Annotated in this window: 25 protein-coding genes, 2 tRNA genes and 1 pseudogene; 9 read left to right on the forward strand and 19 right to left on the reverse strand. The window is 60.5% G+C overall.

Annotated elements, in window-relative coordinates:
• Nucleotides 1–7 precede the first annotated feature (7 nt).
• Nucleotides 8–913 carry a PLP-dependent cysteine synthase family protein gene (locus tag ACGHP5_RS03420; RefSeq protein WP_290533475.1) on the reverse strand — a complete coding sequence of 302 codons (906 nt, stop codon included), beginning with the start codon at nt 911–913 and terminating at the stop codon, nt 8–10.
• Nucleotides 914–1056: 143 nt separating this feature from the next.
• Here ACGHP5_RS03420 and ACGHP5_RS03425 point away from each other — a divergent pair, with 143 nt between their 5' ends.
• A complete protein-coding gene (locus ACGHP5_RS03425; protein WP_290533474.1) occupies nt 1057–2508 on the forward strand; it encodes a sulfatase in 1452 nt (483 codons plus the stop codon).
• A gap of 57 nt (nt 2509–2565) precedes the next feature.
• On the opposite strand, the gene ACGHP5_RS03430 is transcribed toward ACGHP5_RS03425, so the two are convergent.
• Nucleotides 2566–2730, reverse strand: coding sequence for a hypothetical protein (locus ACGHP5_RS03430; RefSeq protein ID WP_337756570.1), 165 nt, complete (start codon nt 2728–2730; stop codon nt 2566–2568).
• Nucleotides 2731–2983: 253 nt separating this feature from the next.
• Here ACGHP5_RS03430 and ACGHP5_RS03435 point away from each other — a divergent pair, with 253 nt between their 5' ends.
• Complete coding sequence (locus ACGHP5_RS03435; RefSeq protein WP_337756568.1) at nt 2984–3484, forward strand: DUF2867 domain-containing protein; 501 nt, start codon at nt 2984–2986, stop codon at nt 3482–3484.
• A gap of 235 nt (nt 3485–3719) precedes the next feature.
• On the opposite strand, the gene ACGHP5_RS03440 is transcribed toward ACGHP5_RS03435, so the two are convergent.
• The 13 genes from ACGHP5_RS03440 to ACGHP5_RS03500 all read right to left on the reverse strand — a co-directional run bounded on the left by ACGHP5_RS03440 (nt 3720) and on the right by ACGHP5_RS03500 (nt 14280).
• A tRNA-Met gene (locus tag ACGHP5_RS03440) sits at nt 3720–3795 on the reverse strand.
• Nucleotides 3796–3925: 130 nt separating this feature from the next.
• A complete protein-coding gene (locus ACGHP5_RS03445; protein WP_290534139.1) occupies nt 3926–4399 on the reverse strand; it encodes a hypothetical protein in 474 nt (157 codons plus the stop codon).
• 2 nt (nt 4400–4401) lie between these two features.
• A complete protein-coding gene (locus tag ACGHP5_RS03450; protein ID WP_337756566.1) occupies nt 4402–6183 on the reverse strand; it encodes a (Fe-S)-binding protein in 1782 nt (593 codons plus the stop codon).
• 2 nt (nt 6184–6185) lie between these two features.
• On the reverse strand, nt 6186–6521 hold the full coding sequence (locus tag ACGHP5_RS03455) for a 4Fe-4S dicluster domain-containing protein (protein WP_390568045.1): 336 nt from the start codon (nt 6519–6521) through the stop codon (nt 6186–6188).
• Nucleotides 6522–6523: 2 nt separating this feature from the next.
• Nucleotides 6524–7531 (reverse strand): FAD-dependent oxidoreductase, encoded by a 1008-nt coding sequence (locus ACGHP5_RS03460; protein WP_290534141.1) that lies wholly within the window; start codon nt 7529–7531, stop codon nt 6524–6526.
• Complete coding sequence (locus ACGHP5_RS03465) at nt 7531–8622, reverse strand: CoB--CoM heterodisulfide reductase iron-sulfur subunit B family protein (RefSeq protein WP_295905505.1); 1092 nt, start codon at nt 8620–8622, stop codon at nt 7531–7533. Before ACGHP5_RS03465 ends, ACGHP5_RS03460 begins: the two co-directional genes overlap by 1 nt.
• Before the next feature lies 1 nt (nt 8623).
• Nucleotides 8624–9325 (reverse strand): 4Fe-4S dicluster domain-containing protein, encoded by a 702-nt coding sequence (locus ACGHP5_RS03470; RefSeq protein WP_290534143.1) that lies wholly within the window; start codon nt 9323–9325, stop codon nt 8624–8626.
• Nucleotides 9326–9564: 239 nt separating this feature from the next.
• A complete protein-coding gene (locus ACGHP5_RS03475) occupies nt 9565–10044 on the reverse strand; it encodes a dihydrofolate reductase (RefSeq protein WP_390568047.1) in 480 nt (159 codons plus the stop codon).
• Between the two features lie 72 nt (nt 10045–10116).
• A complete protein-coding gene (locus ACGHP5_RS03480; RefSeq protein ID WP_295905507.1) occupies nt 10117–10587 on the reverse strand; it encodes a hypothetical protein in 471 nt (156 codons plus the stop codon).
• Between the two features lie 44 nt (nt 10588–10631).
• Entirely contained in the window at nt 10632–11525 is an 894-nt protein-coding gene (thyA, locus tag ACGHP5_RS03485; RefSeq protein WP_337756562.1) for a thymidylate synthase, read from the reverse strand.
• 79 nt (nt 11526–11604) lie between these two features.
• Nucleotides 11605–12375, reverse strand: a complete 771-nt coding sequence (locus ACGHP5_RS03490; RefSeq protein WP_290534146.1) for a UDP-2,3-diacylglucosamine diphosphatase — start codon at nt 12373–12375, stop codon at nt 11605–11607.
• A 4-nt stretch (nt 12376–12379) separates the two neighbouring features.
• The gene (locus ACGHP5_RS03495) at nt 12380–13519 is read right to left on the reverse strand and encodes a redoxin domain-containing protein (protein WP_390568049.1); all 1140 of its coding nucleotides are present in this window, start codon (nt 13517–13519) and stop codon (nt 12380–12382) included.
• A gap of 62 nt (nt 13520–13581) precedes the next feature.
• Nucleotides 13582–14280: a DUF4290 domain-containing protein gene (locus tag ACGHP5_RS03500; protein ID WP_290534148.1), complete on the reverse strand. Its 699-nt coding sequence runs from the start codon at nt 14278–14280 to the stop codon at nt 13582–13584.
• A gap of 191 nt (nt 14281–14471) precedes the next feature.
• Between ACGHP5_RS03500 and ACGHP5_RS03505 the strand changes: the two genes are divergently transcribed.
• The gene (locus ACGHP5_RS03505) at nt 14472–15614 is read left to right on the forward strand and encodes a sigma-54-dependent transcriptional regulator (RefSeq protein ID WP_390568050.1); all 1143 of its coding nucleotides are present in this window, start codon (nt 14472–14474) and stop codon (nt 15612–15614) included.
• A 160-nt stretch (nt 15615–15774) separates the two neighbouring features.
• Here ACGHP5_RS03505 and ACGHP5_RS03510 read toward each other — a convergent pair whose 3' ends face one another.
• Together ACGHP5_RS03510 and ACGHP5_RS03515 are read right to left on the reverse strand one after the other, a co-directional pair.
• Nucleotides 15775–16425 (reverse strand): HAD-IA family hydrolase, encoded by a 651-nt coding sequence (locus ACGHP5_RS03510; protein ID WP_337756556.1) that lies wholly within the window; start codon nt 16423–16425, stop codon nt 15775–15777.
• The gene (locus ACGHP5_RS03515) at nt 16422–17861 is read right to left on the reverse strand and encodes a Na+/H+ antiporter NhaC family protein (RefSeq protein WP_337771287.1); all 1440 of its coding nucleotides are present in this window, start codon (nt 17859–17861) and stop codon (nt 16422–16424) included. Before ACGHP5_RS03515 ends, ACGHP5_RS03510 begins: the two co-directional genes overlap by 4 nt.
• A 348-nt stretch (nt 17862–18209) precedes the next feature.
• Here ACGHP5_RS03515 and ACGHP5_RS03520 point away from each other — a divergent pair, with 348 nt between their 5' ends.
• From ACGHP5_RS03520 to ACGHP5_RS03530, 3 genes are read left to right on the forward strand one after another with little or no spacing between them, the layout of a single operon-like run.
• The gene (locus ACGHP5_RS03520) at nt 18210–18425 is read left to right on the forward strand and encodes a DUF4492 domain-containing protein (RefSeq protein WP_290534152.1); all 216 of its coding nucleotides are present in this window, start codon (nt 18210–18212) and stop codon (nt 18423–18425) included.
• A 52-nt stretch (nt 18426–18477) separates the two neighbouring features.
• Entirely contained in the window at nt 18478–20043 is a 1566-nt protein-coding gene (locus tag ACGHP5_RS03525) for a cytochrome ubiquinol oxidase subunit I (protein WP_337771288.1), read from the forward strand.
• Between the two features lie 3 nt (nt 20044–20046).
• A complete protein-coding gene (locus ACGHP5_RS03530) occupies nt 20047–21189 on the forward strand; it encodes a cytochrome d ubiquinol oxidase subunit II (protein WP_290534154.1) in 1143 nt (380 codons plus the stop codon).
• A gap of 51 nt (nt 21190–21240) precedes the next feature.
• Here ACGHP5_RS03530 and ACGHP5_RS03535 read toward each other — a convergent pair whose 3' ends face one another.
• Nucleotides 21241–22113 (reverse strand): enoyl-ACP reductase, encoded by an 873-nt coding sequence (locus tag ACGHP5_RS03535; protein WP_290534155.1) that lies wholly within the window; start codon nt 22111–22113, stop codon nt 21241–21243.
• A gap of 693 nt (nt 22114–22806) precedes the next feature.
• On the opposite strand from ACGHP5_RS03535, the gene ACGHP5_RS03540 reads away from it, so the two are divergent.
• Nucleotides 22807–23706, forward strand: coding sequence for a nucleotidyltransferase domain-containing protein (locus ACGHP5_RS03540; protein ID WP_390568053.1), 900 nt, complete (start codon nt 22807–22809; stop codon nt 23704–23706).
• 207 nt (nt 23707–23913) lie between these two features.
• On the opposite strand, the gene ACGHP5_RS03545 is transcribed toward ACGHP5_RS03540, so the two are convergent.
• Nucleotides 23914–23998: transfer RNA gene (locus ACGHP5_RS03545), tRNA-Ser, on the reverse strand.
• A 166-nt stretch (nt 23999–24164) separates the two neighbouring features.
• On the opposite strand from ACGHP5_RS03545, the pseudogene ACGHP5_RS03550 reads away from it, so the two are divergent.
• Together ACGHP5_RS03550 and ACGHP5_RS03555 are read left to right on the forward strand one after the other, a co-directional pair.
• A pseudogene (locus ACGHP5_RS03550) lies at nt 24165–24431 on the forward strand (HU family DNA-binding protein); the annotation flags it as partial.
• Nucleotides 24432–24457: 26 nt separating this feature from the next.
• Entirely contained in the window at nt 24458–25660 is a 1203-nt protein-coding gene (locus ACGHP5_RS03555) for a pyridoxal phosphate-dependent aminotransferase (protein ID WP_295905545.1), read from the forward strand.
• Nucleotides 25661–25729 lie beyond the last annotated feature (69 nt).

A 25729-nucleotide genomic window follows, 5' to 3' on the forward strand; every position in this document is an offset into this window, starting at 1 on the left:
CGAAGAATCAGTCCGAAAACTCGTCGAACATCGTCGTGCTCAAATACTTCTCGGCCCGGTCGGGGAAGACCACCACGATATTGCCCCGTTCGATCTTCTGCGCCGTACGCACCGCCGCCAGCATCGCCGCGCCGCTCGACATGCCGGCGAAGATCGCCTCCCTGCGGATGATCTCCCGAGCCATGGCGATCGCCTCCTCGCTCTCGATCATCTCCTGCACGTCGATCTGCGACGGATCGTAGATGTCGGGCACGATGGCCTCCTCCATGTTCTTGAGTCCCTGGATGTAGTGGCCGCGGATCGGCTGTGCGCAGACGACCTTGATGTCGGGCTTCATCACCTTGAGAAAACGCGAAAGACCCATCAGCGTCCCCGAGGTCCCGATGGCGCAGACGAGGTAGTCGATGTTGCCGCCGGTCTGCTGCCAGATCTCCAGCGCCGTCGACTGGTAGTGGGCCAGGTAGTTGCTGGCGTTGGCGAACTGGTCGGGCATGAAATACTTGTCGGGAGCGTCGGCTACCTTCTTCCGCGCCAGGCGGATCGCCCCGTCGGTTCCCTCCTCGGCGGGCGTCAGAATCACCTTGGCCCCGTAGGAGCGGATGATCTTCCGCCGTTCGATCGACACCGCTTCGCTCATCACGATCTCCACGGGATAGCCCTTGACAATCCCCACGATGGCCAGCCCGATGCCCGTGTTGCCCGACGTGGGTTCGATGATCGTCTTGCCGGGCGTCAGGCGTCCGTCCTGCTCGGCGGCCTCGATCATCCGCAGCGCAATGCGGTCCTTGATGCTTCCCGTGGGATTGAAGCCTTCGAGCTTGGCGAAGATTTTCACTTTCGGATTGGGGCACAGCCGGTTGATCCGAACCATCGGGGTCGTGCCGATGGTCCCCAGAATATTCTTTTTAACCATAAATCACCTCTCATTAAACCGCGTAAAGATAATCATTTTCCGGAAAAAAGATTAATTTTGTGAAATGTCACGTCCGTTCGTGGAGGCAAACGGGTCCCGGCCTCACGAAACGGCATCCCCGGACAAGGACCCACCCTACCCGAATGAACCCATCGAGATTCAGGCCGGCCGCCGGCATGGCGTTGCTGACCTTCGCCGGAATTCCGGCGGCACAATGCGCCGACGCGCATCCGAAACGCCACAGACAACAGCCGCCGAACATCGTGCTCATCCACCTCGACGACATGGGTTACGGCGACCTGACCGCAACCGGGGCCACCGGATACCGGACTCCCAACATCGACCGGCTCTGCGCCGAAGGCATGCGCTTCACCAATTATTACAGCGCCCAGGCCGTCAGCAGCGCCTCGCGCGCCGGGCTTCTGACGGGATGCTACCCCAACCGCATCGGATTCGCCGGGGCGCTCGGCCCGAAATCGAAAATCGGACTCAACCCCGACGAGGAGACCATGGCCGAGAATCTTAAAAAAGCCGGTTACGCAACCGCCATCGTCGGCAAATGGCACGTGGGATGCCGTCCCGGGCTTATGCCCCTCGACCACGGTTTCGACGAATACTTCGGGCTGCCCTACTCCAACGACATGTGGCCCCACCATCCGCAGACTTCGGCCTATCCGCCGCTGCCGCTGTACGAAGGGCGCGAGGTCGTCAACCCGTCGGTCTCGGCCGCGGACCAGGCGCAGCTCACCACCTGGTATACGGAACATGCCGTCGACTTCATCACGCGCAGGTCCGAAGGCCCGTTCTTCCTCTACCTGGCCCACTCCATGCCGCACGTGCCGCTCTTCGTCTCGGACAAGTTCAAAGGCAAAAGCGAGCAGGGACTATACGGCGACGTGATGATGGAGATCGACTGGAGTGTGGGCGAAGTGCTCAAGGCGCTGGAAAAGAGCGGCGCCGACGCCAATACGATCGTCGTATTCACTTCGGACAACGGGCCGTGGATCAACTACGGCGACCATGCCGGCTCGACGGGCGGCCTTCGCGAAGGCAAAGGAACCACCTTCGAAGGCGGACAGCGCGTGCCGTGCATCGTCCGGTGGCCGGGAACGACGCCCGCCGGGACGATCTGCAACCGGCTGGCCTCGTCCATCGACCTGCTGCCGACCTTCGCGGAGATAGCGGGCACGCCGCTCCCTGCAAAGCAAATCGACGGCGTAAGCATCCGCAGCCTGTTCGAGGGCGTCCCGGACGCTGCGCCGCGCACGTCATTTCTGTTCTACTACCGGAAAAACAGCCTGGAAGCCGTGCGCAACGGACTCTACAAACTCGTGTTCGCCCATCCGGGCCGCAGCTACGAAGCGTTCCTGCCCGGCAACGGCGGACGCCCGGGCAAGGTGACCGAAGGGCACGAATTCCCGATGGCGCTCTACGACATGCGCCGTGATCCCGGCGAACGCTACGACGTGCAGAGCCAGCACCCCGAAGTGGTCGAGGAGCTGATGCGGATTGCCGATGCAGCGCGCGAAGACCTGGGCGACGACCTCCGGGGAATGCCCGGCAGAAACAGGCGTCCGGCAGGCCGGGCCGAATGAACGACGAGGGGCGGGTCCGCATGGACCCGCCCCTTGCCTTTACAGCAGGAGAACGGACTATTTCCGCTCCTTCCCGTCCCCGGCAAACGCCGATTCGATCTCCCGCTCCTTCCGACGGCGCTCTGCGGCCGTGGGGGCTTCGCCCTCCCGGACCAGTTCGTCGATGTTGCGTTCGAACTTCTCCTCGCAAGGTTCGCAGGCGGTGTTTTTGTTCTCTTTCATGGCTTTGGAAATTTTATGGTATCGACTCCTGCCGCTGCAAATAGCGCGCCGCAGTCATCCCCCGACCGGACAGGTCTGCCCGAAAAGCGCTCCCCTCGCCCTCCCGGTCGAATCCTCGCCGATCTCCCCGTTCACCCACTCCACGACCGACTTGCAGATCGCCAGCCCCAGGCCGACGCCCTGCGCAAAGGGAAAAACACTTTATCCGGAAATTTCGCTATCTTTATGCGATACTGACGCAACCCCCGAAAACATGAAAATCGAAAAATCCCCGCTCCCCGAAAATTCAGCGGCAGCGCATTATCCGAACGTAGACTACAGCGACAGCTTCCGCTGCCGGCTCCCGAAGGCGGCGGCGATCCGCCCGGACAACCTGATGCTCGCATTCTGGACCACGATGCCCGGATGGCTGCGGCTGCTCTTCAGGGTCCGCAACCTGCTGGTCAAGCCTTTCGGGCTGAAGACCGGGGAAGGCGTCGACACGGAAGCATTGCGGGAAGCTCTGGAAACCGGCGGAAGCTGCCATATCATGTCCGTAGCCGAAAAGACACCCCGGGAAACGGTCATCTCCCTCGACGACAAACACCTCAAAGCGTGGCTATCGGTCTACGTCGAAGAGCGTACCGTCTACCTGATCACCCTGGTCCGGTATCACAACAAACTGGGTGTCGCTTATTTCACACTGATCCGTCCGTTCCACAAGCTCGTCGTGAAAAGTCTCTTCAGAAGCGTCATGCAAAAGCGGGGATTCTAGAGGGCAGGTTGCGGAAGGCGATATAATTGCCAATTCCTCCGGACGGAAATCCTATCCTCCGGATCAGATAGTATGAAATTAAAAATCCGGCCGCCCGAGTGTTTCCTGTCGCTTTCGAGAGCACTCTCCGGAATCAATCCGAATGTCGTCATCCGCCGCCACGCCCATCGACAGCGGAACCATCTATTCCGATCCGACAAACAAAAAACGGACAATTCCGTAGAATTGTCCGCTTTGGTAGCGGGAGGAGGACTCGAACCTCCGACCTTCGGGTTATGAGCCCGACGAGCTGCCAACTGCTCCATCCCGCGATATGTCTTCAGATAGGATCTATCGCTTTTGCGTGTGCAAAGATAAGACAAAAATCCGGATTGTGCAAATATTTTCGTGCACTATTCATCCGCACACCCCTTACCAGGCTCGCTATCAGCAACAAAAAAATTACTTTTTATATTTCTCGCACGTCATCTCCATCCGGAACTTCTGATACTCATCCCCGGAAACGAAGCCGCTGCTATTAAAAATATATTCGCCGCCCGGCGAGGCGATACGCATCCGTTCATCGTCGTTTTCGACAAACGTCAGTTCCCGAATCTCCAGTTCGACCGGTTCCACACGGTTTCCATATCGCACATCCATCCGTAGCCGGCCCGCTTCGAGCCGTATTTCGCCATCTATTTGAGATCCTTTAACCATACTTCGGAACCCGACATAAGCAACCCCGATTCCGATGGCCAAAGACGACATGAACGCATACAAACGTATCTCCGGCGGCAAAAGGCCGAAAAAGCCACGGGAAGAATCGCCCTGAAAATAATCGACCGCCAGATACAGCGACCACGAAGCCGGTATCCCGAAGAAAATCAGATTAGTCATCAACTTCTGATTGCGCCTTCCGTATTTATACTGTCCCATAATCAATGAATATTAGCGGCCACGATCTCCGCCAGGTCGCGGATTTCACCTTTCGTTCCGCGGCCGAGGGCCTTTTTGCAAAGCGGACAGGCCGTGACGATCACTTCGGCGCCCGTGGCGTCGAGTTCCGCTGCGACCGACTGCGCGATCCGTACCTGCTGACCGTCGGAAATCGCCGTATTGGCCACCGAGGAACCGCAGCAGAGGGCGTTCTCGCGCGTCGAGGCAGGTTCCAGCAGCTTGCCCACGGCTTCGATCACCGCACGCGGCTCGTCGTAGATGCCGCTCCCGCGCCCCAGTTCGCAAGGGTCGTGGTAGGTGAAACGCGTCTCTCCGCGCTCCGGCGCGAGGCGTCCGGCACGAATCAGCCGCAGGATATATTCCGAATGGTGCAGCACCTCGATCCCCGGCAGGTCGTAATCCTCGCGGAACACCTTGAGGCAGATCGGGCACGAAGTCACCAACGTCGTGATGCCGTGCCGGCGGAACAACTCCTCGTTGTAACGCATCATCCTGTGCGCCGAATCGGTCTCGCCCGCCAGTTTGAGCGGACGGCCGCAGCAGACGCCGCCTTCGCGGTCGGCCCACCAGACCTCCTCGCCCGCAGCGCCGAAAATCGCCGACATCGCCGACATCGTGCGCGGCGTCAGCAGGGTCATGCATCCCGCGAAGTAACCCACCTTGCCTTCGCCCGCGGAACGGTCCAGCCCCTTGAAATAGCCGTAGCGGCGTTCGTCGGGGACGTTGCGCATCTTGTCGCGCGAGTTGACGCGGAGCGTATTGAGGTCGATGCCGACGGGACATTTCTCGGCACAGCGGCCGCACATCAGGCAGTTGTCGGCCGTCTGGAGACGCAGCATGTTGTAACGGCGGTCGCGCAGGAAATAGACCGACTGCACGTCGTCGACACCCAACACGCTCTGCAACTGGCAGGGGTCGATGCAGATGCCGCAGCGCGAGCATGCCTCGACCTGGAAATTATCGAAAGAGGACTCCTTTTCGCCCGAGCGCAGGTTGTAATGACGCAGGAAGATGAGAGGAATCTCCGTAAAAATGTGCATGTAACGCGAGAACGGCAGCGCCACGAAGAACACCCCGAGGCACGAGGAGTAGAACCACCACGCCGCGGTTTCGAGATTCATCAGCGGCATCATGCCGATATGTGCGGACATCCACGCCCCGAGGCTTCCGGTGAGGAATCCCCCGCCGCCGTAAAGCGCGCACGTGGCGCTTTCGGCCACCAGACGCGCCGGGAATACGAACCACAACGCCGACAAGGCCACCCGGTCGCCCGGGACGTGCTTCGTCGTGCGGCGCATGCCCATTGCCCGGGAGTAGAGACGCTTTCCCCAGGCCAGCGCCACGCCCGAAAGGACGAACAGCAGCAGCAGGTCCATCGTGAAATCGAAGAGGGGCTTGTGCTCCAGCCCCGTGGCGAAATACTTGAAAAAGACGTGCCCCTGCAACGGTACGTAGCGGAACCCGAGATAGGAGACGGTCTCGATCCACCCCACGGCGATCAGCAGGAACCAGCCGAAAGCCAGCGACATGTGCATGTACCCCAACAGGGGGTTGACCTTGAAGATGCGGCGGTGCAGCAACGACTCGCTCACCACCTCCCACGCCGCCCCGAAGGTGCGGCGCGTCGGCAGTCCGAACAGAATCCGTTTCTTATCGGCGCGGGGCAGGCGGTAGAGCCACGTCCCCCACTTCCAGGCCAGGACAGCAAACATCACCGCGGCGCCGATGATGAACGGCAGACAGAATGGTGCGTAGAAAGTCATCGTCAGAAATCCCCCAGTTTACGTTTGATAAGCATTACCACGCCGCGCGTATTGATGCCGCGCGGGCATACCAGCCGGCATTTGCCGCACAGCATGCACTTGTTCATCTCCTCGTAGGCCCCCTGGTATTCGCCGCGGCGCACCAGCGTGTGAACCCTGCGGAAGTTAAACTCCGTGAGGTTGCCCGCCGTGCAGACCGCCGTGCAGGCCCCGCACCCGATGCAGGTCTGCAACTCGGGCATCTCGCGCAGGATCTCGTCGCTCTTGCGCAGGTTGTTGCGGTCGATGTCGATGGCCCGGGGCTTCGAAATGGTGTATCCGAAATTGATCGCCGCCATTGCTATGCCTCCACGTATTTGGCCGCGGCGTCGGCTGCGGCGATACCCTCGTTCAGCGACTCGCCGATGTTCTTGGGCGCCGTAACGGTCCCGGCATAGAAAATGCCGTCGATGTTGCTCTTCACGTTGCCGAGGAACATGTCCCGCGGGGCCATGAAGCCGCTCGGAGCGCGCCGGAGTCCTGCCCCTTCGGCCAGCGCGGCGTTGTCGTCGTTGGCCCGCATGCCCACGATCAGTACCAGCATGTCGACGCTCATGCGCAGGGGCCGGCCCGTCAGCGTGTCCTCGGCCTTGATCTGCACCCTTCCGTCGATCGTCGGACTGGCCTCCGAGATGCGTCCGCGCAGGAAGTGGATGTTGTATTTCTGCTGCGCCTCGCGGTACATCTCCTCGTAGCCGGGACCGAACATGCGGATGTCCATGTAAAAGTTGAAGACGTCGGCCTCGGGGAAGAGCTGTTTCATCTCCATGGCCTGCTTCACGCCCGTGATGCAGCACACCTTCGAGCAGTGCTGCTGGCACACCTTCTCGTCGCGCGAACCCACGCAGTGCAGGAAGGCGATGCGCCTGGGGCGCGAGCCGTCGGCCATGGCCACGCGGCCCTCGTTCAACATCCGCTCGATGTCGACCGTCGTGAAGACGTTGTCGTAGATGCCGTAGCCGTACTCCTCCTTGATCGAGGCGTCGAAAAGCGTGAAACCGCTGGCCACCACCACCGAATCGCACGGCAGCGTCCGCCCGTCGGCGAGCGTGACGCTCTGCTTCGTGAAGCCCGTGACCTCCGTGGAGGTCATCACCTCGATTCCGCACTCGTTGACTCTGCTGCGCAACTGGGTCAGCACCTCCCCGGCGGGGGTGAACGACGGGAACAGCACGTGCCAGCCCCGGAGCTTGCCGCCCAGTTCGGCCTCCTTCTCGATGATGACCGGGCTGATGCCCTGCTCCGCCAGGCGCAGGGCCGTCTGCATGCCCGCAACGCCGCCGCCGATGATGATAACTCGTTTTTTCATTATTCTCTGATGTCGTAAATCGTATCCGTCGGGCAGCAGTTGACCACCGCCGACTCGGGTTTTCCGATATATTTCCCGTTGCGGCCCAGATACTTGGCCGCGGGGTCGTACTCGACGCCCATCTTGTCCAGCAACGGTTCCACGTCGACCTGGTGCATCTGCATGCCCAGCGCCCAGGGGTCGTAGCCCAGCACCAGCCCGGCCATCTCCTCATAGGTCAGCACCGGGATTCCGTGGCCGTTCTGGCCGTAGGTCGTGCCCTCCATTTCGGCAATGGCGTACTGCCACTTGTCGAGGAACATCGCGCAGCCCGGACAATTGGCCACGATAAAATCGGGCTTGTAGGGCGCCATGCTCTCCAGTTTCTTGTGCGAATTGGCGATCGAATAGCCGCGGTTGGCCTGCACGAGGTAGTTGCGGAAACCGAATCCACAGCAGTGCCGGCGTTCGGGATAGTCGACTACATCGCCGCCCCACGACTCGACCATGCCGGCCAGTACATACGGAAATTCCGACCCTCCGATACCGGATTTCGGAAATATCTTGGCATAGTGGCAGCCGATGTGCTCGACGACTTTCAGCGGTTCGCCCGTCGCGGCGTTGACGAGCCGTTTCCGGGCCTTTGCGGCGATCTCCTCCCGGAAATGGAACACGATGTCCGAGGTGTGGGCCAGGCTCGCGGGCTTCTTGAACTCACGCCGGGTCGCCTTCCAGAGGTTCTCGCGGGTCTTCTCCTCCGTCTCGGGGAACTCGTGCCATGTGGCCAGAATCTCCGAATAGACACCGAACGAGGTGATGCACGAAGTCACGAGGTTCTCATACCCCGCCTCGCCCATCAGCGCGAACTGCCGCGCCACGACGGTCATGATCGTCTCCAGCGGCACGATGTCCGAATGGTAGCCGATACCCGTGCACGACGAGTGCTTGGGGTCGTCCGTGAGGTCCTTGCCCAGGTCGTTGCGCAGCATGTCGATAAACAACTTTTCGCTGCCCGGGAAGAAATTCTGCCGGATGCAGCTGCGCGCGTAATAATAGTGGTCGTCGGCGATCTCCTTCTGATAGTCCTGCCAACTCTTTCGCTTCATGGTCATCTCAATAATGCTCGTTGCTATTGTTCAGGAAGACATCCATCATGTACTGCTGGTCGGCGCCCTCCTCGTAGCCCAGTTCGCGGGCCTTGCGGTCGGAATGCCGCTCGATGGTGTCGAACATCTCGCTGCCGCCGCTGACCTTGAAGATCTCGTTGATCTCGGAGAGCGACTCCTCGTCCAGACGGCGCAGGGCACCGGCGCCGTGGCGCATGTAGACGGGCGTGAACTGCCCGTAAATCTCCCGGTCGTTGTCGTAGACCCATTTCCAGACGGTCCCCTGCTCGGGATGCAGGTCGGGTTTCACGAGGCGCGGAACGATGCAGTAGCCCGTGCGGAGGATGTTCTCGCCGATGATGCGTTTCAGGGCCAGCTGCTGGCGGCCCTTCTCGCTCTCGACGAAGAAACCGAGTTTCTGCGACAGCGTGCGCAGCGCCTGGATCACGTAACCCGGCGTATTGCCCCGCGGACAGCGCGGACGGCACGACATGCATTCGCCGCAATACCAGATCGTGTCGCTCTTCAAAAGCTCCTCGATGGCTTCGTCGTCGCGCGTCTGCACGATGGAGACGATCTGGCGGGGATCGTAGTTGTAGAACTCGGCCGCCGGGCAGACGCCCGTGCAGACCCCGCAGTTCATGCACGACTGAAGGCCCTCCTTCATCCGCACGTCCTCCATAAGCATATCGAAGTACTTGGTAGTCATATATTCATCTCTTTTTTTTCGCAGGTTCTTTCCGCTTTCGGTCGTCCCTGGCTCACGGCGTTCCACCGTGTTTGCAAGTTTGACCCCTCACCAAACCCCTCCCAAGGGAGGGGCTTGTCGCATCGCGTCCGGAATGCGGACAAGACGAAACCGGGAAACATAAAAAAACCTTTGCAGTGCAAAGGTAGGGAATCCGGCCGAGCCGGGTGGTGGTATAAATGCGTAATTTGCCCGGGCACCTACGGACGCTCCCAGGTTTCGAACGCAAAGGGATACGGATACTCCTCCCCGCAGGGGAACGACTCGGAATCCGTGAGCCGCCATTCGCGCTCGTCCCACGCGGGAAACCGCGTGTCGCCCTCGTAGGAGCGGAAAACGCGTGTGAGGTAGAACCTCCGGGCCAGCGGCAGCGCCTCGGCGTAGATCTGCGCCCCGCCGATGACGAACACCTCCTCGTCCTTGGGAAAGAGTGCGACGGCCTCCTCCAGCGAGTGCACGACCGTGCAGCCCGGAATCGCGGCCTTTTGCCGCGTGACGACGACGTTGGTGCGGTTGGGAAGCGGGCGCCCGAGCGACTCCCAGGTCTTGCGGCCCATGACGACCGGATGGCCCGTCGTCACGGCCTTGAAATGCCGGAGGTCCTCGGAAATGTGCCACAGCAGGGCATTCTTGTCGCCGATAACGCCGTTTTCGGCAACGGCTACGATAAGGCTTATCATAAAGTCGTTTTGTTTTCGAAAAGAAAGAAGCTCCGCCCGGCCACACGGGACATAACGGGCAGGACACCGTTCCTATCTGGGTCTAATCATAATCTGTTCGAGGAGCATGGTTTCGGCTTCGCTTTTCTCGACGCCGATGATCCAGTCCCCATACGCATAATATTGAAACCGCCCGGCCTTCCCGGAAGCATACGGTTGCAGAAGGCGGCAGAGATCGTCGGCAAACGATGTCTTGTCGACAAGATTGAACCAGGAAAAAGAGGTCACTCCTTTACGGGTTTTACCGATAGCGAGCACCATTTCGCCGGGTTTCCCCTGCTGATAAATCGGCGCATCCGCATCGTCGCTCATACACGTGAGTCCCAGGGACGACATCTCCTTTTTCCAGGCTTCGAAATCCTGCTCCGCATAGCGTATGAGCAGATCGATCGTAGGGACGACAAACCGAATGCCATGCACCTCCCTCATCGCAACGGATCGCTGCGCAAAAGCCCCGGTGACCACCAGCAGAAACAACACGAGCAGGCTAAATGTCTTTTTCATAAGCAACGGTCTTTTTTTCACGAACGGCACTGCCGGGAAAACTGTCAGAACGACATCGGGGCCTTGATCGCGGGCCACGGGTCGTAATCTTCGAGCGTGAAATCTTCGTAGCGGAAGTCGAAAACCGACTTTACGGCGGGGTTCAGCCGCAGCGTCGGCAGCGGACGCGGCTCGCGCGACAACTGTTCGTCGACCTGCTCCAGATGGTTCAGGTAGAGATGCGTATCGCCCAGCGTATGGATGAACTCGCCGGGCTGCAAGCCGCACACCTGCGCCATCATGGAGGTCAGCAGGGCGTAGGAGGCGATGTTGAACGGCACGCCGAGGAACGTGTCGGCGCTGCGCTGGTACAACTGGCACGAGAGGCGCCCCCCGGCCACGTAGAACTGGAACAGCACATGACACGGCGGCAGGGCCATCGCGTCGATCTCAGCGACGTTCCACGCCGAGACCAGGATGCGCCGCGACTCGGGGTTCGTGCGGATCAGCTTGACGGCCTGCGCGATCTGGTCCACGACGCCCCCGTCGGGCCGGGGCCACGAACGCCACTGGTAGCCGTAGACATGGTTCAGGTCGCCGAAGCGGTAGCCTTCGACCGGCGATTCGACGCCCGCCGAGGCGAGGAACGTCTCCCGGCCGACGGGCAACACCCCGTGGCGCACGCACAGTTCGTTGTAATGACGGTAGGCGTCGTTGTCCCAGATATGAACGCCGTTCTCCACGAGGTATCTGATATTGGTGTCGCCCCGCAGGAACCACAGCAGTTCGTGGATCACGCCCTTCAGAAAGACCTTCTTGGTCGTCAGCAGCGGGAAACCCTCCGCCAGGTCGAAGCGCATCTGGTGGCCGAAGATCCCCTTGGTCCCGGTTCCCGTGCGGTCGCCCCGCACGACGCCTTCCGTCTTGATCCGGCGCAGCAGATCGAGGTATTGTTTCACTGAATCGTCATTTAATCGTTCAACCTATATTCGCTCCGGGCCGCCGCATGCGCCGCCTCCAGCGTCGTTTACGAAGGTCTTACCCCAGCATTTTCAGCGTCATCTCCCCTGCCGCATCCAGCACGGCGTAGGAGGGATTCCCGGCCCAGCAGCCGAGATTCACCACGTGCAGCGACCCTTCGCGGTAGTCGCGCGGGAAGTGCATGTGTCCGAAAACGAAATGGTCGACCGCATGCGCCCGGGCGTACTCGCGGGCGTACTCGACCAGCGGCTCGGTGTGCGGCTCGGAAGGTCCCGTGTAGGGTTCGGTCAGCACCGCCCCGCGGACCGCCTCCTCGCCGTGCCCCTTGCGCGACTTGCCGCTCCACCAATGGCCGAAGCGCAACGCCCAGTCGGGGTGCACGCCCCACGAAAAGAGCCATTTCAGCGTCCGCGAACGGAAAATGCGGTTCAGGAACTTGAGCATCGGCTGCCCGTCGATCTTCATGTTGTCGCCGTGGGCGATGAAGACTTTTTTGCCCGAGAGGGTCATCACCTGCGGCGCGGTGTGAATCTCCAGCCCGCACTCGCGCGCGAGGTAGTCGCCGACCCACATGTCGTGGTTGCCCGTGAAGAAAACCACCCGGACACCCCGGTCGGTCAGTTCGGCCAACTTGCCCAGCGTCCGCACGAACCCCTTGGGGACCACGCGGCGGTATTCGAACCAGAAATCGAAGATGTCCCCGACCAGGAAGATCGCCTCCGCATCCCGGGCCGCGTCGTCGAGCCACGCCACGAAACGCCTTTCGACCGCCCGCGCCGTCGCGGCATCGCCGGCTCCCAGGTGGATGTCGGATGCGAAATAATACATGATTCTATTTTGTCAGCTCGTCCAGTTTCGCTTCGAGGCTCTTGCCGTAGATGTTCTTGGCCACGATCGTGCCCTCCTTGTCGATCAGGAAGTTCGCCGGAAGCCGCTGCACGTTGTAAAGCCCGAGGGCCACGGACGAGCGCCCGCGCAGGTCGCTGACCGAAATCCACGGCAGCTGCTGTTCCTGCACGGCGGTGATCCACAGCGGCTTCGACGTATCGACGGCCACCTGATAGACCTCGAACCCGACGGGTGCGTCGGCATATTTCCGATAAAGTTCCTTCAGATCGGCATTCAGCGCGTTGCTCGACCCCAGCTCCGCCGACCAGAAATCCAGCAGCACGACCTTCCCCGCCAGCGACGAGAGACGGATCTTCTTGCCGTAGATGTCCGTCATTTCGAGGTCCGGATGGCGAGCTTCGGTGATCTGCGAAGTGAGGCTGATACGGGCGTCCATGCGGGCGATCTCGGCCAGCAGCGATTGCAGGTAGGGCGACTCGGGGTAGCTCTCCTGCAACGCCTCGGCAACGGTGCGGTAGTAGACCACGTCGCTGTCGCCGTTGAACAGGTACGTGTCGCCCGGCAGCCGCTGGTAGAGGGCGTAGACCGCCGCCAGCGACGCCTTGTGCTCGATGATGAACCGCAGCTGCTCGCGGCGGATGCGGTAGTATTCGGCCGTATAATCCTTGATCAGCGCCTTGCGCTCTTCGTCCGTGAGGTTGCGCGCGAATCCCGCGCCCATGTTCTCCAGCCGCTGCGCCCCCGTGACGAAGGCCTGGTAAAACTGCCGCAGCAGTTCCGACTCGGAGGAACCCGCCACCGTATAGTTGCGGATGACGCTGCCCACGGAACTGACCGTCAGCCGGTCGCCGCCTGCGATCAGCAGCGGAATGCGCTCGCCGTCGTAGATCACATTATATAAGGAAGGGTTTTTCGCCACGCCCGTGAGTTCCATGCGGTAGCTGCCGTCGGGAGCCAGCGCCGCCGAATCCACGACCGACTGCGTCAGCGGAAGAACCTGCTCCAGATAGATATTTTTCGCGTCGCCGCCGACGAAGCGGCCCGAAATCTTCACTTTCGACGACTGACAGCCACACATCAGGGCGGCCGTCGTAAGCGTTACGAAAAGCGTTTGCTTGTTCATTTACGATCGTTTTCGCGGTTAATGAAGAACAAAGATATAAATTTTCCGCAAATACGCGCCCTTTATTTCGACGAATTGCGGTGCGGCCCGTTGTTTTTCGTGAAATTGCGGTAGGGCTGCTGGTTGCGGTTTTTCTGCTGCCGCTGCTGCTGATGGGGCTGGCGATGCTGCTGCGGACCCTTTTGGGGACGCGCCGAAAAGGGCTGTTTATAGTCGCTTCGGAGATTATTCAAGGCAACTTCGTCGATTTGGATAGCTCCCCCGGACATGCGCTTGATGTCTTTTACGATCACTTCGTTACTGGGATGCTCCTGGTTGTATTCGTAGCTCTTCGTGCGCATGTAGCGGGCCAGGTTGTCCACCGTGCGCGAGACCGTCCGCGGGTTGCGCTCGTCGGCCAGACCGCGGATCATACGCTCGACGTATTTGCCGTAATGCTTATAGGCGATCCGCCCCTGGGAATAGGACATCCGGCGGGGCGATGCGGTCAGCTCCTGGCGCGAGGGCTGCGGGTAGGGCGAGTCCACATCGAGCTGAAAATCAGACATGATGAAAAGGTGATCCCAGAGTTTGTGGGTGAAATCGGCCGTGTCGCGCAGCAAAGGATTCAGATTGCCCATCACGGCGATCACGGCCCGCGCCTGGCGGTTGCGCTCGCGGCGGTCCTCGATCGCCAGCAGCGAGTCGATCATCTCCTGGATATGGCGCCCGTACTCGGGCAGGTACAACTTGCGTCGTGTGTAATTGTAATTCTTTTTCATATTGTATTTGCGGTCCGGCACACTAGTGCGATTCGTCCGCCGGAGCCTCCGGCAAGACCTTTGCGGTAGACCGTTTAAAGATCGTTTTCATCATTATCCGCACTCCGGAGCAAGACCTCCGGGATTCGTTTTACACGGCGGAAAATCATAACTTTGGGACAAAAGTAGGTAAAATTTCGGAAAAACAAGCTATGGCAAAGGTTTTAATTCTGGACCAATCAAAAAGCGTGCGAAACATTCTGCGCGAGCGGTTGGAGTATGAAGGGTTCTCGACGGAAGCCGTCGAGGACGAGGCCGCGGCCTCGGTATTGTGCGAGAAGATCCCGTTCGACGTGATTCTGTCCGACACGGAGTGCAAGGTTCCGGACGCCGGTATCCCGTTCATAGCTCTCTCGTCCGATACGTCGATCGACACGGCGGTCGAGGCCGTGCGCAACGGAGCGCAGGATTTCCTCACCAAACCCATCGACATGAACCGGCTGCTGCAATCGCTGCACCGCACCATCGACAATCCCAACCCCGCGCCCGCGCAGGCGCCCCCTGCCGCCGCACCCGTGCGCCGCAGCCGCCGGGCGCATCCCGCCGAGGCCGAACGGATCATCGGCGTCTCGCCCGAGATCGAGCACGTCCGCCAGCTGATCGACAAGGTGGCCCCATGCGAGGCCCGGGTGCTGATCACGGGCGAAAACGGCACGGGAAAGGAGCTCGTGGCCCGCTGGCTCCACGCCAAGAGTGTCCGCGCGGCGGCGCCGTTCGTCGAGGTCAACTGCGCGGCCATCCCCTCCGAACTGATCGAGAGCGAACTGTTCGGCCACGAACGCGGAGCCTTCACCTCGGCCGTCAAACAACGCAAGGGCAAGTTCGAGCAGGCCGACGGCGGCACGCTCTTCATGGACGAGATCGGCGACATGTCGCTCGCGGCGCAGGCCAAGGTGCTGCGCGCCCTGCAGGAGAGCCGCATCAGCCGCGTGGGCAGCGACAGGGACATCGAGGTCAACGTGCGGGTGGTGGCCGCCACGAACAAGAACCTTCGCGAGGAGATCCATAAGGGCAACTTCCGCGAAGACCTCTACCACCGCCTCGCGGTGATCGTGGTTCGGGTTCCGCCGCTGCGCGAGCATGCCGGGGACATTCCGGCGCTGGTCGAGCATTTCATCCGCACGATCTCGGCCGAATACGGCTCCGTCCCCAAACCCATCGACGCCGATGCGCTGGCCGACCTGCAACGGATGCCGTGGAGCGGCAACATCCGCGAACTGCGCAACGTCATCGAGCGTCTGATCATCCTCTCCGGCGACCGCATCACGGCCCGCGACGTGAAGGAGTATTGCTGACGCCCCCGCCCGCTTAAGAAGCAGGGTTTAATTGCGGCTGGCGGCTTCATCCCGCTCTCCGTCCGGTTCTGCGCCCGGTTAAGAACCGGGATTTAGGGAGGGGGCCGTTTTGCGGGCCGGTCGCGATTCTGCGCCCGCCCGGTTAAGAAGCGGGCCGGCGTTACAGCAGCCCCAGCAACTCGTCGGGACGGTCGACCAGATGCCGCGCGCCGGCGGCAACCAGTTCCGCACGGTCGCGGAAACCCCACGTCACACCCGCCCCGCGGACCCCTGCCGCCGCCGCGGTCTCGATGTCCACCCCCGAATCGCCGACGTAGAGCACGCGATCCTTCGCCACCCCCGTCAGCGCGAGAATCTCCTCCACGACTGCCGGGGAGGGTTTCAGCGGCACGCCGGGACGCTGCCCGAACACCGCGGCGAACGTCACGCCGGGAAAAAACAACCGGATCAGTTTCTCGGTCCCTGCCTGAAACTTGTTCGACGCCACGGCCAGCCCGACGCCGCGCCGCACCAGTTCGCCCACCAACTCCGGAATGCCGTCGTAGGGACGCGTATGGGCGTCGATGTGCTCGGTATAGTATTTCACGAAATCCGCACGTACCGCGGCGATGGTCTCCGGCGTGCGCAGCGGTTCGGGCAAGGCCCGTTCCACGAGCCGCAGAATGCCGTTGCCCACGAAATGACAGTACTCCTCGTAGGTGTGCTGCGGCAGTCCCCGCACACCCAGCACGGCGTTGCATGCCACGGCCAGGTCGCCGATCGTGTCGAGCAGCGTGCCGTCGAGGTCGAAGATGACGAGTTCGGTTTTCATTTTTTCCGTTTTATGTTCCATCCCACGGCCGCCACGAGCAGCGACATCAGCGGAGAGACGATGTTGAAGATGCAGTAGGGCGCGTAGACGAAGGTCGAGACGCCGAGCACCGTGGCCTGCGTCATGCCGCACGAGTTCCACGGGATGAGCACCGAGCAGACCGTGGCGGAATCCTCCACCGAGCGGCTCAACAGCCGCTCTTCCAGCCCCCGGTCGGCGTAGAGGTCGCGGAAAAGCCGCCCCGAGAGGATGATCGAGATATACTGGTCGGCGGTGCAGAGGTTGAAGAAGATGCCCGCGCCGACGGTCGACGCCACGGCCGAAAAGGTGCGGCGGACCCAGCGCAGGAAGATCGCCGTCAGCGACCGCAGCATGCCGCTGCCGGTCATCACCCCGCCGAAGCACATGGCGCAGATGATCAGCCATACGGTGTTGAGCATCCCGGCCATACCCCGCGTGGCGACCAGTTCATCCAGCGGCGCGCTCCCCGTGGGGATGGCCGTGGGGCCGAAGCAGGTCATCAGCACCCCCTTGAACCCCGACATGAAATCCAACCCCCCGACACCCGCCACCCGGGCCACCATTTCGGGCTGCGCCAGGAGCATCGCCCCGCAGGCGAAGACCACGGCCGAAAACAGCGTCACGATGGCCGGGAGTTTTCGCGCGATGAGTATTCCCGTGGCCAGCGGCACGACGAGCAGCCACGGCGTGATGCGGAACGTGGCAGCGAGCGCCGCGGCGTACATTTCGGCATGGGTCGAGGCTCCGTGGTCGAGCGCCAGGCCCGCGACGGCGAAGACCCCGAGGGCAATGAGCATCGACGGCACGGTGGTGTAGAGCATGTAGCGGATGTGGGTGAAGACCCCGACGCCGACCGTCGACGAGGCCAGCACCGTCGTGTCGGAGAGCAGCGAGAGTTTGTCGCCGAAATAAGCTCCCGAGATGATGGCTCCGGCGACCCAGCCTTCGGGAAAGCCCATCGCCTGGCCGATGCCCATGAGCGCCACGCCGATGGTGGCGATGGTGGTCCACGACGATCCGGTCATCAGCGATACCACGGCGCAGATGGCGCACGAGGCGACGAGGAAGAACGACGGATGGAGGATTTGCAATCCGTAGTAGATCATCGTCGGGACCACGCCCGAGACCATCCACGTACCGGCGATGGCGCCGATCAGGAGCAGGATGACGATGGCCGACGCCGAGGCGCGGATGTTGTCGATGATGGCTTCTTCGAGCACGGCCCAGCGGCAGCGGTAAATGCCGATCGAGAGCATCACGCAGACCGACGTGGCCGACAGCAGGGCGATCTGGCTTCCGCCGTTGATGGCGTCGCCGCCGAAGGCGCGGATCACGACATAGAGGAGTCCCGTCAGCACCGCCAGCGGAATGGCCGACACCCACGGAGACGGCAGTTTTTCAGCGTTCGTCTTCATATTCTCTTTTTACGAAGGGCAAAAGTACGAAAATTCTTCGGACTTGCGCCATCGGAACGCCCGAAACGCGGTTCCTCACAGGTGACGACCGCGGTTTGGGCTGCGGGGCATAGCTACCTTTTGTACTCAAAAGCACTAAACGCAGTCTGCGACTGCACTCGGTACTTTTTACGAAAAAAGCACAACGAATCCCAGCAGCCGCAGCATGCGCCTAAATCCCGGTTCTTGACCGGGGGAGGGTACGCATTTCCGTCCTTATCGTATCCCGGAATCGTTTTTTTCGGGCCGGGGATTTCCATATTTCCTTTTTTCTGCCTAACTTTGATAGAACATCCAACACGCAGCAAAATGGAGACGCTCCGCAAAGTGATCCGGTTTTACGTCGAGGGATTCCGCGAAATGACCGTGGGACGGACCCTGTGGGCCATCATCCTCATCAAACTCTTCATCATGTTCGCCGTGCTGAAAGTCTTTTTCTTCCCCGACCTGCTGGCGGGCAAAAGCCCTTCGGAAAAGGCCGGCTGCGTGCTGGAAAACCTGACCGATCCGAAGAACCGGCTATAAGGGCGACAGCCCCCCCCACGAATACAAACGACTATAAAGCCAACCTTACACTATGCTTTCCGACTACCTATCCACCGTCGACTGGTCACGCGCACAGTTCGCCATGACAGCCATCTACCACTGGCTGTTCGTCCCGCTGACGCTCGGGCTGGGCTTCCTGATCGCCATCATGGAGACCCTTTACGTCCGCACGAAGGACCCTTTCTGGCTCCGCACGACCAAATTCTGGATGCGCCTGTTCGGCATAAACTTCGCCATCGGCGTGGCCACGGGCCTGATCCTCGAGTTCGAATTCGGGACCAACTGGTCCAACTACTCCCACTTCGTGGGCGACATCTTCGGCGCCCCGCTGGCCATCGAGGGCATCTTCGCCTTCTTCCTCGAATCGACCTTCATCGCGGTGATGTTCTTCGGCTGGCGCAAGGTGAGCCGGGGTTTCCACCTCACGGCCACATGGCTCACGGCCTTCGGCGCCAACCTCTCGGCATGGTGGATTCTGGTCGCCAACTCGTGGATGCAGTACCCCGTGGGGTGCGACTTCAACCTCGAAACCGTGCGTAACGAGATGACCTCGTTCTCGGCCGTGGCGCTGTCGCCCGTGGCGGTCAACAAGTTTTTCCACACCGTCACTTCGTCGTTCGTCCTGGCGGCGCTGTTCGTCGTGGGCGTCAGCGCATGGTACCTGCTGCGCCGGCGCGAGCAGCAGATGGCCCGCAAGAGCATCGCCATCGCCTCGGCCTTCGGGTTCGTCTTCGCGCTCGTCACGGCCTTCACGGGCGACCGTTCGGGGGCCATCGTCGCGCGCGTGCAGCCCATGAAACTGGCGGCCATGGAGGCGCTCTACGACGGACAGAAGGGCGCCCCGCTCACGGCCGTCGGCATCCTGCGCCCCGAGGCGCAGCGGACGAACGACGACGACGCCTTCTATTTCAAGATCGACATTCCGAAGATGCTTTCGCTGATGAGTTTCCGCTCTGCCGACGCATTCGTTCCGGGCATCAACGACCTGGTTTACGGCAACGAGAAGTACGGCGTGATGTCGGCCGCCGAAAAGATCGAACGGGGGCGCGTGGCCGTCGAGGAGCTGGGACGCTACCGCACCGCCCGCAAGAAGGGCGACACGGCGGCCATCGCCGAGATCGAAGCCAAATTCGACCGCTCGACGCCTCGGGGTGCGGAGTTCCTGCGCGAGCATTTCGCCTATTTCGGCTACGGCTACCTCGATTCGCCGCAGCAGATCGTGCCCGACGTGCCGCTGCTGTTCTACTCGTTCCGCGTGATGGTAGGCGCCGGCTGCTTCTTCATCCTGCTGCTGGGCCTCGTCTGGTGGCTGAATCGCCGCGACCGCCTCGCCTCGAAACGCTGGCTGCTGTGGACGGCCGTGTGGACCGTCCCGCTGGCCTACCTCGCCTCGCAGGCCGGGTGGGTCGTCGCCGAGGTCGGACGCCAGCCGTGGGCCATCCAGGACCTGATGCCCGTGGGCGTCGCCGCCTCGAAAATCCCCAGCGGATCGGTCTCCACGACCTTCTTCATCTTTCTGGCGCTGTTCACGGCGCTGCTCATCGCCGAGTTGAGCATTCTGTTCCGGCAAATCAAAACAGGCCCTAAAAACGACTAAACCATGGATACAATAACCCTACTCCAACACTACTGGTGGCTGATCATTTCGCTTTTGGGAGCCATCCTGGTCTTCCTGATGTTCGTGCAGGGAGGGCAGGCGCTGCTCTACACGATCGGCCGCACGGAAGAAGAGCGCAACATGCTCGTCAACTCGCTGGGCCGCAAATGGGAGTTCACCTTCACGACGCTCGTGACGTTCGGCGGGGCGTTCTTCGCCTCGTTCCCGCTCTTCTACTCCACGTCGTTCGGCGGGGCCTTCTACGTCTGGATGGCCATTCTCTTCTGCTTCGTCCTGCAGGCTGTGGCCTACGAATACCGCCGCAAACCGGCCAACGTCTTCGGTGAAAGGACCTTCAACGCCTTCCTGCTGATCAACGGCGTGCTGGGTCCGCTGCTGATCGGCACGGCCGTGGGAACCTTCTTCACGGGGGCGGAATTCACGGTCGACCGGCTCAACCTGGCCAACCAGGGCGGTGCGGCGGTGATCTCGCAGTGGGCGACGCCGTGGCACGGGCTGGAAGCCGTCGCCGAGTGGCGCAACGTCCTGCTGGGCGTGTCGGTGGCGCTGCTGGCCGTGACGCTGGCCTGCCAGTACTTCATGAACAACATCGACGACGAGGTGATCTTCCGGCGGGCGGCACACCGCATGCGCACGTTCGCCGTCCTGTTCGTGGTCTGCTTCGTGACGTGGCTCGTGGCGCTCGTCCTTGCCGACGGCCGGGCTGTCGATGCCGCGGGCCGAATCTCCGTCGAACCCTACAAATACCTCCACAACCTCGTGGAGATGCCCTACGTCACGGCCGTGCTGCTCCTCGGTGTGGTTTCGGTGCTGTGGAGCGTCTGGCTGGGGTGGCGCGGCAACCGCCATGCGATCTGGTTCGGAGGCGCCGGCACGGTGCTCACGGTGCTGTCGCTGCTGCTGCTCGCAGGATGGAACAACACGGCCTACTACCCTTCGCTCACGGACATGCAGTCGTCGCTGACGATCTATAACTCCTCGTCGAGTCTCTTCACGCTCCGCACGATGGCGTGGGTCTCGCTGTTCGTGCCGTTCGTGGCGGCCTACATCTGGTACGCCTGGCGTGCGATGAACCGCCAGGCGATCACCCGCGAGGAGATCCGCGGCGACGACCACCAGTATTGAACAAAAAAGCGGGGGCTTCGGCCTCCGCTTTTTTATCAACCCGCTCCCGGTCTATTTCTCCTCTTTGTCCCCGAACGGATACTGGTTCTGGTGCACGTCCTCGAACCGCATGCCCTTCTCGTAGGTCTTCATGGCGCGGCGCGACATGCCCATCGACGAGAATCCGCCGTCGTGGTAGAGGTTCTGCATCGTGACCTTGCGCGTGAGGTCCGAGAAAAGCGTCAGCACGTAGTCCGCACAATCTTCGGCCGTGGCGTTGCCCAGCGGCGACATGTTCTCGGCGAAACCCATCAGGTCGCCCAGCCCCAGCACGCCGCTGCCCGCGGTGGTCGGCGTCGGCGACTGCGACACGGTGTTGATGCGCACATGCTTCTCGCGGCCGTATATGTAACCGAAGCTGCGGGCTATGGACTCCAGCAGCGCCTTGGCATCGGCCATGTCGTTGTAACCGTAGAGCGTGCGCTGCGCGGCGATGTACGAAAGGGCTACGATCGAACCCCAGTCGTTGATGGCGTCCTTCTTGCGGGCCACCTGGATGGCCTTGTGGAACGAGATGGCCGAGATGTCGAGCGTCTTCGAGAGGTAGTCGTAATCCAGATCGTCGTACGTGCGGCCCTTGCGGACGTTGGGCGACATGCCGATCGAGTGGAGCATGAAGTCGAACTTGCCGCCGAAATGCTCCATCGTCTTGTCGATCAGGTTCTCCAGATCCTCGACGCTCGTGGCGTCGGCCGGAACGACAATCGTATTGCATTTTTCGGCCAGCTTCGAGATGGTTCCCATGCGGATAGATACGGCAGTATTGGTGAGGACGATTTCGGCTCCCTCCTCCACGGCTCGTTCCGCCACTTTCCAGGCGATCGACTGCTCGTTGAGTGCTCCGAAAATCAGACCTTTCTTTCCTTTCAATAAATTGTATGCCATCGTAATTCAGTTTAAAAATTCGGACAAATATAACAATTATTTTTGAATTGGCCCACCGACCGCCCCCAAACGGCCCCGAGTGCTGTCCCTGCTGTGGCCGCCCGACATTCCTTCATTTAGGCTCGGCCTGACAGGCGAACGCACGAACAAAGCGTCTTCGCCCCTGTTCGTGTGCTCGTCTGTTCGTGGGGCACATTTCCTTTTTTTCATACACTGCGCCTTTGTTGCGGCTGTTCATTGCCGCTTTTTGGTCGGCAGCTATTTGCGGCTGTCACCGCAAAACACTTGTTTTTTCAGAAAAAACCTCTACCTTTGCCTCTGCGAATCATATATTTCTACAACTTTTACTGTCGGTGCTCAATAAAGCAACCGCATTTAGAAAAGGTATGCGTAGAGTCGTTGGGGTTTAGCGACCCGCGAACGACACTTTATTGAGCCTGTAAAAGGGGGATGTATGGTTCGCAGCTACGCATCCTTTTTTATTTATGCGAACCATGTATCCCGTCCGCGTTCCGACGCCGACACGCCGCAAGGCCAGCCGCAGGCGGTTTCCGCCGTGCAACCTCCCGATTCGTTTCCATTTTCATCCGCCGGATTAGCAAGTGACTGCTAACCAATCCGTTATTCTCTTTATTGCCGAAAACCTGCGATAAGGACAGCCACACTATTGTCAAATCCGTAATACTTAACAACATGGAAACGAATCAAAACCCCGTGCAGGAAAACGCTGCACAACGCATAGCCCCCGAACCGGGACAGCCCGCCGAACGCCTTTACAATCCTGCCGAAGCCGCCCGGATCGTCCAATGCCTGACTGACGGCTATTTCGATCCCGAATATATCCTGCTGTTCGGGAATCTGGCCGGCGGCACGCCCCACAGCGATGCCGTGGCCTATGACCTGCTGATGGTCGTGCGCGAAACCCCCGAATACGACTGGATACGTGCGAAGCGGATACTCCGGTACAGAATGCCCGTCAAACACCGGGATATTGCATACATCAATCTCTATATTATGACGTTGAACTACGTCGAATCGAACAAGACGCCCTTTCTCTATTTCGCGCACTCCGAGGGCGAATTGCTCTATTGCAGCGATCACTGCCATTTCCGCCGTCCGAAACACCCGATCGACTTTGCCAAAGCGTATGCCGATGCCAAATTGCATTACGACACGTTCCGGATGCTGGGCAACGAGCTGATCGAACAGGCGCGGGAAGCATTGAGCGAAAGCCGCAATATACGTCTGGCCGCACTTTTCTCTGCGCAGGCGGCGGTCTATTTCTACCACACGCTCTACTACGTCTATCACGGTCAGGAGTTCGACAGCCACGATCCGGTGGTGATGCACGACCGGATGCGGACGCTTTCGACGAAATTGATGCTTACCTTCGACGATACGAATATCGAACGGATCTTCACGCTCCCCTGCCTAAAGAAATTTCTGGTCAAAGCGCGTTACGACCTTGGTTTCGACATTGCGCCGCAGGAGTTGGAAATGCACCTGCAACGTGTGGAGAAGATGGGCGATATTATCGAAAACTACGCCGGGCTGCGGCTGGAGCTTTATAAAGAGTTGAGCGAACGGCAATAGGCGGTCGATCATCCGAACGAGCGGGGGGGGGCATCCCTGCTGCTGGTTACAGACAGGAATGAGGAATTACGTCGCATTCGCTCCGTGATCCCTCGGATTCCTCAAGTTGCAAACGAAAAACAAACGACAGACATCACCTCTTTCGAGGTGATGTCTGTATACAGTACTCCTGCAAAGCAGTAACCGTCGTTTGTTATTCGCTTGATGCGGAAAGTGAGGGATTCGAACCCCCGGAACCTTGCGGTTCAACGGTTTTCAAGACCGCCGCGATCGACCACTCCGCCAACTTTCCGGGGACAAAAGTAGCATCGTTTTTCCATTCCGCCAAATCTTTACCGCGATTTATCGTCCGCAACGGCGGCCCGAAAATCAAAATCGGACGATAATTTTCTTCTTTATCCGAAAATTGCATATCTTTGTCAGTGAGTTAGGACCGAGAGGTTAGTTTCTTCACGCACAACACCATGAACAAAGCGCAGTTTGTCGAGGCCATCGCCCTCGACGCGAACATCTCGAAGGTAGACGCCCGCAAGGCCGTCGACGCCATGATCCGGGTCACGGTGCAGTCGCTCCGCGAGGGCGAACGGCTGACCCTGACGGGATTGGGTACGTTCAGCGTGCAGCAGAAATCCGAACGCGTGGGGCGCAATCCCCGCACGGGCGCCGCAGTGAAGATTCCGCCCCGCAAGGTCATCAAGTTCCGTCCTACGGCCGAGGTCGAGTAACACCCCGTCCGCAAAAACACCGTAACATGCCCGAAATTTCACTCCGCGCCGAGCAGATGCCGGCCTCCCCGATACGCAAACTCGTCCCGCTGGCCGACGCGGCCCGCGCCCGGGGAACGAAGATCTACCACCTGAACATCGGCCAGCCCGACCTCCCTTCGCCGAAGGAGGGGCTCGAATCCCTGAAACATATCGACCGCAAGGTGCTGGAATACAGTCCCAGCGACGGCTACCGCTCGCTGCGCGAAAAGCTGGTGACCTATTACGAGCAGTACCAGATCAAACTCTCGCCCGAGGAGATCATCGTCACCACGGGCGGCTCCGAGGCCGTGCTTTTCGCCTTCATGTCGTGCCTCAACCCGGGCGACGAAATCATCGTTCCCGAACCGGCCTACGCCAACTACATGGCCTTCGCCATATCGGCGGGCGCCGTGATCCGCCCGGTGGTAGCCTCCATCGAGAACGGATTCGCACTGCCCCCGATCGAGGAGTTCGAGAAGCTGATCAACGACCGCACGCGCGGCATCCTGATCTGCAACCCCAACAATCCCACGGGTTACCTCTACACCCGCCGCGAGATGAACCGCATCCGCGACATGGTGAAGAAATACGACCTGTTCCTCTTTTCGGACGAGGTCTACCGCGAATTCATCTACACCGGTTCGCCCTACATTTCGGCCTGCCACCTCGAAGGCATCGAACAGAACGTCGTGCTGATCGACTCGGTGTCGAAACGCTACTCCGAGTGCGGCATCCGCATCGGCGCGCTGATCACCAAGAACAAGACGCTGCGCAATGCGGTGATGAAATTCTGCCAGGCGCGCCTCTCGCCGCCGCTCATCGGGCAGATCGTCGCCGAAGCGTCGATCGACGCACCGCGGTCATACAGCACCGAGGTCTACGAGGAGTACATCGAACGCCGCAAATGCCTGATCGACGGACTGAACCGCATCCCGGGCGTCTACTCGCCGATCCCGATGGGAGCTTTTTACACCGTGGCACGGCTCCCGGTCGACGACAGCGACAAGTTCTGCGCCTGGTGTCTCTCGGACTTCGAATACGAAGGCGAAACCGTCATGATGGCCCCGGCGTCGGGCTTCTACTCCGATCCCGAATGCGGCCGCAACGAGGTCCGCATCGCCTATGTCCTCAAAAAGGAGGACCTCGAACGGGCCTTGCTGATCCTGAGCAAGGCGCTCGAAGCCTACAACGCCCGAAACAAAGAATAGACGGAAGACCTGCCCTGCAAAGCAGGTCTTTTTTATAAAGGTATCCCATTTCCGTTTTGCCGAGGCCCC

This window comes from Alistipes sp. i18-0019-D1, assembly GCF_042852885.1.
Lineage (GTDB): Bacteria > Bacteroidota > Bacteroidia > Bacteroidales > Rikenellaceae > Alistipes.

Bases quoted from the DNA above. Each gene is read 5' to 3' on its own strand.
- ACGHP5_RS03480 (WP_295905507.1), bottom strand. From the start codon at position 10,587: ATGAAAAAGACATTTAGCCTGCTCGTGTTGTTTCTGCTGGTGGTCACC.
- ACGHP5_RS03470 (WP_290534143.1), bottom strand. From the start codon at position 9,325: ATGACTACCAAGTACTTCGATATGCTTATGGAGGACGTGCGGATGAAG.
- ACGHP5_RS03435 (WP_337756568.1), top strand. From the start codon at position 2,984: ATGAAAATCGAAAAATCCCCGCTCCCCGAAAATTCAGCGGCAGCGCAT.
- ACGHP5_RS03450 (WP_337756566.1), bottom strand. From the start codon at position 6,183: ATGACTTTCTACGCACCATTCTGTCTGCCGTTCATCATCGGCGCCGCG.
- ACGHP5_RS03495 (WP_390568049.1), bottom strand. From the start codon at position 13,519: ATGAACAAGCAAACGCTTTTCGTAACGCTTACGACGGCCGCCCTGATG.
- ACGHP5_RS03555 (WP_295905545.1), top strand. From the start codon at position 24,458: ATGCCCGAAATTTCACTCCGCGCCGAGCAGATGCCGGCCTCCCCGATA.
- ACGHP5_RS03530 (WP_290534154.1), top strand. From the start codon at position 20,047: ATGGATACAATAACCCTACTCCAACACTACTGGTGGCTGATCATTTCG.
- ACGHP5_RS03475 (WP_390568047.1), bottom strand. From the start codon at position 10,044: ATGATAAGCCTTATCGTAGCCGTTGCCGAAAACGGCGTTATCGGCGAC.
- ACGHP5_RS03490 (WP_290534146.1), bottom strand. From the start codon at position 12,375: ATGTATTATTTCGCATCCGACATCCACCTGGGAGCCGGCGATGCCGCG.
- ACGHP5_RS03445 (WP_290534139.1), bottom strand. From the start codon at position 4,399: ATGGGACAGTATAAATACGGAAGGCGCAATCAGAAGTTGATGACTAAT.
- ACGHP5_RS03425 (WP_290533474.1), top strand. From the start codon at position 1,057: ATGAACCCATCGAGATTCAGGCCGGCCGCCGGCATGGCGTTGCTGACC.
- ACGHP5_RS03430 (WP_337756570.1), bottom strand. From the start codon at position 2,730: ATGAAAGAGAACAAAAACACCGCCTGCGAACCTTGCGAGGAGAAGTTC.
- ACGHP5_RS03535 (WP_290534155.1), bottom strand. From the start codon at position 22,113: ATGGCATACAATTTATTGAAAGGAAAGAAAGGTCTGATTTTCGGAGCA.
- ACGHP5_RS03465 (WP_295905505.1), bottom strand. From the start codon at position 8,622: ATGACCATGAAGCGAAAGAGTTGGCAGGACTATCAGAAGGAGATCGCC.
- ACGHP5_RS03500 (WP_290534148.1), bottom strand. From the start codon at position 14,280: ATGAAAAAGAATTACAATTACACACGACGCAAGTTGTACCTGCCCGAG.
- ACGHP5_RS03520 (WP_290534152.1), top strand. From the start codon at position 18,210: ATGGAGACGCTCCGCAAAGTGATCCGGTTTTACGTCGAGGGATTCCGC.
- ACGHP5_RS03455 (WP_390568045.1), bottom strand. From the start codon at position 6,521: ATGGCGGCGATCAATTTCGGATACACCATTTCGAAGCCCCGGGCCATC.
- ACGHP5_RS03460 (WP_290534141.1), bottom strand. From the start codon at position 7,531: ATGAAAAAACGAGTTATCATCATCGGCGGCGGCGTTGCGGGCATGCAG.
- ACGHP5_RS03420 (WP_290533475.1), bottom strand. From the start codon at position 913: ATGGTTAAAAAGAATATTCTGGGGACCATCGGCACGACCCCGATGGTT.
- ACGHP5_RS03515 (WP_337771287.1), bottom strand. From the start codon at position 17,861: ATGAAGACGAACGCTGAAAAACTGCCGTCTCCGTGGGTGTCGGCCATT.
- ACGHP5_RS03540 (WP_390568053.1), top strand. From the start codon at position 22,807: ATGGAAACGAATCAAAACCCCGTGCAGGAAAACGCTGCACAACGCATA.
- ACGHP5_RS03505 (WP_390568050.1), top strand. From the start codon at position 14,472: ATGGCAAAGGTTTTAATTCTGGACCAATCAAAAAGCGTGCGAAACATT.
- ACGHP5_RS03525 (WP_337771288.1), top strand. From the start codon at position 18,478: ATGCTTTCCGACTACCTATCCACCGTCGACTGGTCACGCGCACAGTTC.
- ACGHP5_RS03510 (WP_337756556.1), bottom strand. From the start codon at position 16,425: ATGAAAACCGAACTCGTCATCTTCGACCTCGACGGCACGCTGCTCGAC.